This is a genomic window from Nonomuraea sp. NPDC049784 (assembly GCF_040659615.1).
In the GTDB taxonomy this organism is placed as follows: domain Bacteria; phylum Actinomycetota; class Actinomycetes; order Streptosporangiales; family Streptosporangiaceae; genus Nonomuraea.
Map to the genome: position 1 here is coordinate 25,701 of NZ_JBFAMX010000051.1, position 8,978 is coordinate 34,678.

Here is an 8,978-nt window from a genome sequence, read left to right on the forward strand (position 1 = left end):
CGGCGTGCTCGCCTCCATTGCCGAGCCCGGCGGGAAGGTCGTCGAGGTGGTGACAGGGCCGGGCGGGCCGGAGGTGCTGCTCTGCCACCGCGACGCGGACGCCTCGCACCTGCGGGCGCCGCTGCGGGGTCTGCTCACCGCCTCGATCGGGCGCCCGTGGCGCATCGAACCCGCCGAACCTGGCACCGTCGACCTGCGCCAGGGGACCCTGTCCGCGCCAAGCACGCCCGATGGCGTCCCAGACGCGGGGGGCGCGGGCGACACAGCGGGCAGGGTCGTGGTGGTGACGGCGCGGGCCGGGGCGTTGAGCGCGTACCTGGAGCTGGCCTTCACTCCCGACGGCCTGCTCACCCTCACCACCACCTGGCGCAACGACTCCGACACCGAGCTCACCGACATGGCGGCCGGCCTCCTGCTCCCCCTCCCCGCCCAGGACGCCCACGTCACCATGCCGGGCGTGCTCTACAACGACAACCCCTCCTCAGACCCCAACCGCGAGGTCCCCCACATCGGATACGTCTGCGAGGAGCACCGCCTGCCCATCCCCGCCGTCAACGCCGCCTGGGACGACCGTCACGTCAGCCTCTTCGCCCACCCCGAGCCCACCCGCTCGGAAGAGGACGGCACGGTCGCCTACGGCTCACTCGGCGTCATCCGGTCGCCGGGGCTCACGGTGACGGCGATGACCGGAGTGATCGCGTTCGACGGGAAGCCGGACGTCTGCTACGTCAGCAAGGCCGAGGTGGCGGACCGCCCGATCGGCTACCGGGACCTCGCCCCGGGAGCGACGATCACCACCCGCCACACGCTGGACTGGGGCTCGGTCGAGCCGCGCGGCTTCGGCTTCAGGAAGCTCGTGCACACGGAGCTCTACCGGGAGGAGGCCGCCAGGCCGCTGTCGGCGGACGACATCGTCCGGCTCAAGACCAACGCCATGGACTCGCGCTGGAACGGCGACGGCTACCTCGCCTACGAGGGCATCCGCCACGGCCGCCCCCGCTCGTACCTGTACGGCTGGACCGGACAGTGCATGAGGCTGGCCCTGTGCGACGCCCTGCTCGGCATCGAGGAAAACCGGCCGGAGCGGATCGAGCGCGCACGCCGCGCCGCGGACTTCTACGTCGAGGGCAGCGCGACGCCGGTGCGCGGCCTGCGCTCCGCTCGCTACCTGGTCGACGACGGCAGATGGGAGATGTTCCGCAAGGACGGCCCGGAGAACTGGGGCGAGTTCGTCTCCAGCCGCGCCCACGGCGAGACGATCGCCGACCTGGCCGGGCTGGCCCTGCGGTTCAGGGAAGCGGGCCTGGAGGTGCCGCCGGAGTGGGAGGAGGCGGTGGAGGACGCCGCCGCGATCTTCTGGCACTCGAGGCTGCCCGAGGGCGTCGTCCCGGTCGGCTGGACCCCGGTGGGGACTCCGGTCTCGTCGATGGTCAGCGCGGCGGGGATCTCGTGCGTGCAGGCCATGCTGGGCGCGTACCGGCTGAGTGGCGAGCGGGTGTGGCTGCTGCGGGCCGAGGAGGTGCTGGCCCGCTACCACCGGCTGCACGCGGCCACGTTCGAGCGGCCGTTCGCGCATGCCACCCTGGACGCCTCCGGCGAGGACAAGGAGGCCGGGATGTACTTCTTCCTGGCCGCCCACGAGATGTACCGGCTCACGGGGCGCGAGACGTACGCGGAGTGGGCGGAGGCGGCGGCCGACTGGCTGCTGACGTTCGTCTATGTGTGGTCGCCGGAGTTCGACACGGGCAGCACGTTCGAGCGGCGCGGCTTCAAGGCGTGCGGCTGGCCGTCGGTGAGCGTGCAGAACCACCACCTCGACGTGTTCTTCCCGACCTCCGAGCTGATGGAGTTCGGCCTGGCGACCGGCCGTCCGTGGTACGCGGAGCAGGCGGACCGCATCCTGCATGCCATGGGCCAGGGCATCTGCCAGGAGCCCGGCGACTGGGGCTTCCAGACGCCGGGAGAGCAGGGCGAGGGGTTCTTCCAGACCAACTGGCAGCGCAAGGGCGAGGCGAACACCTGGAACCCGTCCTGGGTGATCGCGCTGCCGCTCTACCACGCGCTCCGTATGAGGAAGGCGTCATGACAGAGGAAGAGGCCTGGCGGTACGCGGACGAACTCCGGGACCGGGTGCGTCCGCCGGAGTTCCCCGACCGCTGGTTCGACGTGACCTCCTACGAGGGCGGGGAGAAGTGGACCGAGGCGTTCCGCGCCGCGATCCGGGACTGCCACGAGGAGGGCGGCGGGCACGTGCGGGTGCCGCCGGGGACGTACCCGACCGGGGCCATCCACCTGCTGAGCAACGTGGACCTGCACGTGGAGGCGGGCGCGACGATCCTGTTCAGCACCGACCCCGCCGACTACCTGCCGGCCGTCTACACCCGCTTCTCGGCCGTCGAGTGCTACAACTACTCGCCCTTCATCTACGCCTACGGCCAGGAGAACATCGCGGTTACCGGCAGCGGCACGCTCGACGGCGCGGCCGGGCCCGAGCACTGGTGGCCGTGGGTGGGCACGCCGGAGTTCGGCTGGCGGGAGGGTACGCCGCACGAGGCCGAGGACTGGGCCGAGCTGCAGCGCATGGCCGCCGAGGGGGTGCCGGTCCAAGAACGCGGCTTCGGGGCCGGTCACTACCTGCGGCCGAACATGATCCAGCCGTACCTGTGCAGGAACGTGTTGGTGGAGGGCGTGCGGATCGTGCGCTCCCCCATGTGGGAGATCCACCCGGTACGGTGCGAGAACGTCCTGGTGCGCGATGTCTCGATCTACTCGCGCGGCCCGAACAACGACGGCTGCGACCCCGAGTCATGCCGGTCGGTGGTGATCTCGGGGTGCGTGTTCGACGTCGGGGACGACTGCATCGCCATCAAGGCGGGCCGCGGCCCGGACGGGCGGCGCGTGGGGGTGCCGTGCGAGGACGTGCTGATCGAGGACTGCGAGATGCGTTACCGGTACGGGTCCGTCGCGATCGGCACGGACACCACCGGCGGGATCAGGAACGTGTTCGTGCGGCGGTGCCGGTGGGGTGGGCCCGGGTTGTACTTCGGGCTCTACATCAAGACGAACTCGGTGCGCGGGGGGTTCGTGGAGAACGTCTTCGTGAAGGACATCGAGATCAGCGAGCTGACCAAGGAGGCCGTCTCGATCGACCTTTACCACGGGGACGGGCACGACGGGGATGATCCGCCGCCGATCCGTAACGTGCACGTGGCGGGGGTACGCAGCGATCGCACGCGCAGCGCGTACCTGCTGCGGGGGTATCCCGAACAGCCGCTGCGGGGCATCTCGATCAGGGACAGCTCGTTCGCGCGGGTGCAGCGGGCGGACGTGGTGAGCGACGTGGAACGTCTGTCCGTCACGGGCGTCGCCGTGAACAACTCTCCCTCGGAGCATGCGACCGGAAAATGATCAATGTCACGGCAAGCCCCATTTCGAACGCGTACTGAGCCATGTCCGCTACGCCGACCGGCTGCGCAAGGAGACCGGTGCGGCCCTGCGCATCGCGGTGTCGTTCGTGGAGGTCGCCGAGACCGAAGGGCAACTACCCGGCTTGCAGCAACGGCAGCGGCATCTCGATGACGATCTTCATGGCACCCTGTGTGAGAAGTGCATCCCCAACCGGCCGGGTCCCATGTACCCACTGGACCCCGACCTCGCGGTGACTGAGCTGCCCGTGCTCACCTCCGCACCGCTCGACGAGTGGCCAGGACAATGATCCATCACGAAATTCCCACCCGAATCCGGGCCGCCGGAATCTGGTTCCAAGACCATGGCGTGCTCATGGAAAGCCTCACCGACGTCGAGGTATGGGGCGTCCCCGGCGAGGACTGGTGCCGGACTATCTGAGCGCCTTGCTGCCCGCTGTCGTGAACAATCCCGCGCCAGTGTTCGTGAGCTTCGACTGCCGGGCCACGATGTCATGAGCCGGCAGCGGCCTGCGCGCCAGAGAGCTCGGCGTACCGGCCGCCCACGATCTTCAGCTCCATCGCTGGAGACGCCCCGGGCACCGCCTCGGCCGGACACATCGTCCGGGGCGTCAGTGCATGGGTGTCCAGATCGTCATCGGGCCGGCTCCGCGGTTGGCCCAGGCGTAGTACGGGACGAACGTGAGGTCGACCGGGCCCTCGTGCGCCGATTCCAGAGGGGTGGCGGCGGTGCGGTAGGGGAAGCCGCCGTCCTCCTCGCGGTGCACGTGGGCCCGGCCGCGCGCGATGACCGGCACCACCTCGGCGGGCAGGCCGGTGAGCGGGGCACCGTCGCTAAGGTCCGGGGAGGCCAGGCACAGGTCGTCCACGATGACGCCGGGGTGGTCGACCTGCTCCAGGCAGTAGACGAGCGGGCCGCGCTCGACGGCGGCCTGGCCGCGGGCCACGTCCAGCCGGGGCACGGCGGCGGTCAGGCGGGGGCGGACAGCGAGGTCCAGGCTGACCCGGTCACCGGACCGCCACGTCCGCCGGACACGGTGATAACCACCGGGCCCGGCAGACTGCCCGTCCGCGCCCGCCCCATCGGCCCACCCCGGGATGCGCAGGGCGAGCGTCCACGGGCGGTCGGGGGTCTCACGGACCACGATCTCGACGCGGCCGTCCCACGGGTAGTCGGTCTCCACCTCCAGCAGGACGTCCCCCGCCCGGACCGCCCCGTTCGCGTACAGGTGGAGCTGGATCCCCTCGCCGTCCCGGGTGGCGAGGTAGTGGCCGAGTGAGGAGAGCAGGCGCATGACGTTGGGCGGGCAGCAGGCGGTGCCGTACCAGTCCTGGCGGCCCCGGGCGGCGGCGCGGCGGTCGTCGGGGTTGGCGCCGGCGCGCACCCGGAGCGCGTTGACGTAGAAGAACCGGTCCCCGCCCAGGGAGATGCCGGGCAGGACGGCGTTGTAGAGGGTGCGCTCCATCAGGTCCGCGAAGGCGGGCTCGCCGGTGGCGATGAGCATGCGCCACGACCACTGCACGCTGCCGACTGCGGCGCAGGTCTCGCAGTAAGCGGTCTCGGGGGCCAGCTCGTGCGGGCCGCCGAACTGCTCGCCGTACCAGACCGAGCCTAGCCCTCCGGTCAGGTATGTCTTGGCCGCCACCATGTCGCGCCACTGGCGGCCGAGCGCGGCGAGCAGGTCACCGTCGGCGGTCTCGACGGCGACGTCCGTGGCGCCCGCGGCCAGGTACATGGCGCGTACCGCGTGCCCTTCGACCGTGACGGCTTCCCGCAGCGGCACCCGGTCCTGGCGGATGCCCGGCCCGTGGTGACCTTTGAGCGGCAGGAGCTCCCGGCCCCGGATGGCGACCATGCGGGCGGCCAGGTCGAGGTAGGGGCGGGCGCCGGTCTCGCGGTAGAGCTCGGCCAGGGCGGTCTCGATCTCGGGGTGCCCGTCGAGCGTGTCGGCGGGCAGGTCTTTGACGAGGTGGTCGGCGAAGCGGGTGGCGACGCGCAGCAGCGTGTCGTCGCCGACGGCGCGGCTGCCGGCCACGGCGGCCTGCATGAGGTGGCCTGCGCAGTAGAGCTCATGGCTGGAGGCCAGGTCGGAGTAGCGTTCGCGGCCGGTGAGCTGGGTGTAGGTGTGCAGGTAGCCGTCCGGGTCCTGGGCGGCCGCGACCAGGTCGGCCGCCTCCTTGTACAACCTGGCCAGGTCGTCGCTCTCGGCCCGCCCGCGTTCCCAGGCCACGGCTTCCAGCCACTTGTAGACGTCGGAGTCGGCGAAGACCTTTCCGCGGTGCTCCCCTCCGGCACCGCGGGCGGCCAGCTCCAGGTTGGCGAAGCCGCCGGACTCGCGGACCCGTTCGCCGCCCAGGGGAATCGTGACCTCGCGGTTGACCCGCTGCCTGGCGCCCCAGAAGCCGCCTTCGATGCGCCCCCGGCCGGCGGGTCTCAGGGCCACCGCCGCCTCCGGGCGCGGCCGCGCCACCGAATCATCGCTCATACGGCCATCCTGCCTCAGGGCTACATATCCAACAAGATGCGAATATTTATGCCCAAGAGAGGGCATAGGCCCCAGGAGGCTTTCTTGATGCGAAGGGACCCCCATGCCCGAAATTCCCGACACGGTGTTGCTCGAAGAACGGGCCGAGCTGGCGATGAACGCGGTGGCCGGACTGCCCGACCAGGACATGGCCGGAATTCCGTACTTCAGCGCCGATCTCCTGGCCCGCCCGGCGGTGCTGCGGCACGGCGACTGGGACTGGGGCTCCAGCCACGGCCGGCTGCTCGACGCCTGCCTGCTCGCCAGGCAGATGACGGGCAAGGACACCTGGCGGGACGTCGAGGAGGGCTTCAGGACCAGGCTCATCGGCTTCTTCGGCGAGGACGGGCTGAGCTACCGGCAGGCCCGCCCCGAGGTGGGCTGGCCGGCCAACGCCAACCTCATCGACCAGCGGGCCGTGCTGCTGTCGCTGACCACCTGGTTCGTCTCCGACGGCGATCCCGAGGCGAAGAGGTTGGTGGACCGGCACGTGGCCGCGCTCAAGCGGATCGCGATCAAGGAGCGGGACGTCTGGTTCTACCCCGCCTCCGAGTACACCCCCGGCGGCTGGCCCTCCCCCAACGCGATCGCGCTGCACCTGGCCCCCGACCCGGCCTCGTTCAGCGGCCGGTTGATCATGCCCTTGCTCCGCTACCACCAGGCGACCGGCAACGAGGACGCGCTGGAGCTGTGCGGGTGGTTCGCGCGTCTGATCGTCGAGAAGAGCGGCGTGTACAACGAGGACGGGAGCTTCAACCCGGCCCGCGCCTATCGCAGCGGCCACTTCCACACCCGTCTGGGCACCCTCGAAGGGCTCGCCCGGTACGCCCGCCACACCGGCGATCACGAGCTGACCGCGTTCGTCCGCCGCGCCTACGACTGGGCCCTGGGCCAGGCCACCGCGTTCGGCTGGACGCCCGGCGACCTGGCCGACCAGCGGTACGAGCACGAGAGCTGCTCCCTGGTGGATCTCATCGGCACCGGCACCACTCTGGCCGGCTCGGGGCACACCGCCTACTGGGGCGTGGTCGAGCGGTTCCTGCGCAACCACCTCGTCGAGTCGCAGCTGCTCGACCTGGGCTGGGTCGAGTCCGCGCCCGACGCCTCGGGCGACGAGCCCGGCTGGACGACCCACGTACGGGTGGGCGAGCGCGTGCTCGGCGCCTTCGCCGGGTACGGCGCCCCCAACGACTACGTCTGCGACATCGAGCTGGGCCGCGGGCACACCGCGGACGTGCAGGCGTGCTGCGTCGGCTCCGGCGTGCGCGGCCTGTTCTGGGGCTGGAACTCGATCGTCACCGCCGACGACCGGGTGACCCGCGTCAACCTGCTCCTCACCCGGGCCACCCGGCAGGTCACCGTGCTCAGCCACCTCCCCCACGAGGGCCGGGTGGACCTCGACGTGCACGAGGACCTGCCGGAGCTGCGGATGCGGGTGCCCGACTGGGCCGGGTACGCCAATGTCCGCGTCTCCCGTCCCTCGGGCGGCTACGACGGCACGCAGACCGGGGCGTGGGCGCCGGACGGTTACCTGTCGATCCCCGCGCCCCGCCGGGGCGAGCGCGTCACCGTCACCTTCCCGGTGCCGGAGACGACGAGCACCGAAGTCGCGGCGGGCCGCGAGTACCAGGTGCGCTGGCGCGGCGACGACGTGATCGGCATCAGCCCGGAGGGGACGGCCCGGCCGATGTACAGCGGGCGCAAGGTCCACCCCACGGCCCCCAGACGCGAGTACGAGCTGACCCACCCGGCGACGGAATGGATGTGGTGACGATGGGCTGGTCCCTGCGCGAGGCTCCTTCTTCTGAGCGCCTGCGGCCGTACGACCTGCGGTGCGAGCATCGCCGCAACCCGCTCGGCATCGGCACCCATACACCCAGGCTGGCCTGGCGGCTGGCCTCGGACCGGCGCGGCGACGCCCCGACCGGCCACCGGATCACCGTGCGTGGCCCTGGCGGCGCCCTGGCATGGGACAGCGGCTGGGTCGACAGCCAGGACACCCACGCGGACTACGGCGGGGCGCCGCTGGTGTCGTTCGCCCGCTACACCTGGCAGGTCGAGCTGCGCGACGGCGAGTCCGCGCAGTCGTGGTTCGACACCGGGGTCCTGCACCCCGACGAGTGGCGGGCGGCCTGGATCGCCCACGACCCGGAGACCGAGCCTCCGTTCGAGCCGCCCGGGGACGACCGCGAGCCCCGCACCGACCGAACGGCGCACCTGCCGCCGCCCCGCTACTTCCGCCGGGTCGTCGACCTGCGCCCGGCAACCGCCGTCCGGATCGCCTGCACCGCGCGCGGCCTGTACGAGCTGCGCGTCAACGGCCACCGCGTCGGCGACGGCGAGCTGACGCCCGGCTGGACCGACTACCGGCAGCGCGTCCCGTACCAGGTCTACGACGTCACGGACCTGATCGGAGACGGCCCGCTGTGTGTGGGGGCGGTGCTGGCGGACGGCTGGTGGTCGGGCAGCCTCGGCTGGGACGGCAGGCAGCAGGCGCAGCGCTACGGGCGGGACCCGCAGCTCCTCGTCCAGATCGTGGCCGAGCACGAGGACGGCTCCCGCACGGTGATCGGCTCCGACGAGCGCTGGAGGGAGACGACCGGCCCGCTGCGCTACGCCGACCTGCTCATGGGCGAGTGGTACGACGCCCGGCTGGAGCTCGACGGCTGGGATCTGGCCGGCTTCGACGACTCCTCGTGGGCTCCGGCCGGGGTCGCCGACACCGGCACGGACGTGCTCGTGCCCTCGGCCGCCGAGCCCGTACGGGTGACGCAGGACCTGGCGCCGGCCGAGATCCGCGTCCGCGACGGCCGTGCCATCGTGGACCTCGGCCAGAACATCGCCGGCCGCGTCCGCCTGACGGTGCGCGGCGCCGAGGCGGGCACCCGGATCACGCTCCGGCACGGCGAGGCGCTCACCGACGACGGCGACCTCTACACCGCCAACCTCCGCTCCGCCGAGGCCACCGACCACTACGTGGCGGCGGGGCGGCCGGAGGAGACGTTCGAGCCGCGCTTCACCGTGCACG

General features: G+C 71.8%; 6 protein-coding genes. 5 read left to right on the plus strand and 1 reads right to left on the minus strand.

The annotated features are described in order from the left end of the window. Positions 1-4: 4 nt before the first annotated feature. Genes AB0J09_RS14470 through AB0J09_RS14480 form a run of 3 tightly spaced genes read left to right on the plus strand, consistent with a single transcriptional unit; the run spans position 5 to position 3,715 of the window. Positions 5-2,086 carry a hypothetical protein gene (locus AB0J09_RS14470; RefSeq protein WP_360689931.1) on the plus strand — a complete coding sequence of 694 codons (2,082 nt, stop codon included), beginning with the start codon at positions 5-7 and terminating at the stop codon, positions 2,084-2,086. Then, entirely contained in the window at positions 2,083-3,408 is a 1,326-nt protein-coding gene (locus AB0J09_RS14475; RefSeq protein ID WP_360689933.1) for a glycoside hydrolase family 28 protein, read from the plus strand. Before AB0J09_RS14470 ends, AB0J09_RS14475 begins: the two co-directional genes overlap by 4 nt. After that, a complete protein-coding gene (locus tag AB0J09_RS14480) occupies positions 3,392-3,715 on the plus strand; it encodes a hypothetical protein (protein WP_360689935.1) in 324 nt (107 codons plus the stop codon). The genes AB0J09_RS14475 and AB0J09_RS14480 overlap by 17 nt, the downstream gene beginning before the upstream one ends. A 321-nt stretch (positions 3,716-4,036) precedes the next feature. Here AB0J09_RS14480 and AB0J09_RS14485 read toward each other — a convergent pair whose 3' ends face one another. Then, the gene (locus AB0J09_RS14485) at positions 4,037-5,911 is read right to left on the minus strand and encodes a beta-L-arabinofuranosidase domain-containing protein (RefSeq protein WP_360689937.1); all 1,875 of its coding nucleotides are present in this window, start codon (positions 5,909-5,911) and stop codon (positions 4,037-4,039) included. A 103-nt stretch (positions 5,912-6,014) separates the two neighbouring features. Between AB0J09_RS14485 and AB0J09_RS14490 the strand changes: the two genes are divergently transcribed. Together AB0J09_RS14490 and AB0J09_RS14495 are read left to right on the plus strand one after the other, a co-directional pair. Then, positions 6,015-7,721, plus strand: coding sequence for a hypothetical protein (locus AB0J09_RS14490; RefSeq protein ID WP_360689939.1), 1,707 nt, complete (start codon positions 6,015-6,017; stop codon positions 7,719-7,721). Beyond that, on the plus strand, positions 7,709-8,978 hold a 1,270-nt coding region (locus AB0J09_RS14495; protein ID WP_360689941.1), incomplete at its 3' end, for a family 78 glycoside hydrolase catalytic domain. The genes AB0J09_RS14490 and AB0J09_RS14495, both read left to right, overlap by 13 nt.

Coding starts and splice junctions, on each gene's coding strand:
- AB0J09_RS14490 (WP_360689939.1), top strand. CDS start 6,015: ATGCCCGAAATTCCCGACACGGTGTTGCTCGAAGAACGGGCCGAGCTG.
- AB0J09_RS14485 (WP_360689937.1), bottom strand. CDS start 5,911: ATGAGCGATGATTCGGTGGCGCGGCCGCGCCCGGAGGCGGCGGTGGCC.
- AB0J09_RS14480 (WP_360689935.1), top strand. CDS start 3,392: ATGCGACCGGAAAATGATCAATGTCACGGCAAGCCCCATTTCGAACGC.
- AB0J09_RS14475 (WP_360689933.1), top strand. CDS start 2,083: ATGACAGAGGAAGAGGCCTGGCGGTACGCGGACGAACTCCGGGACCGG.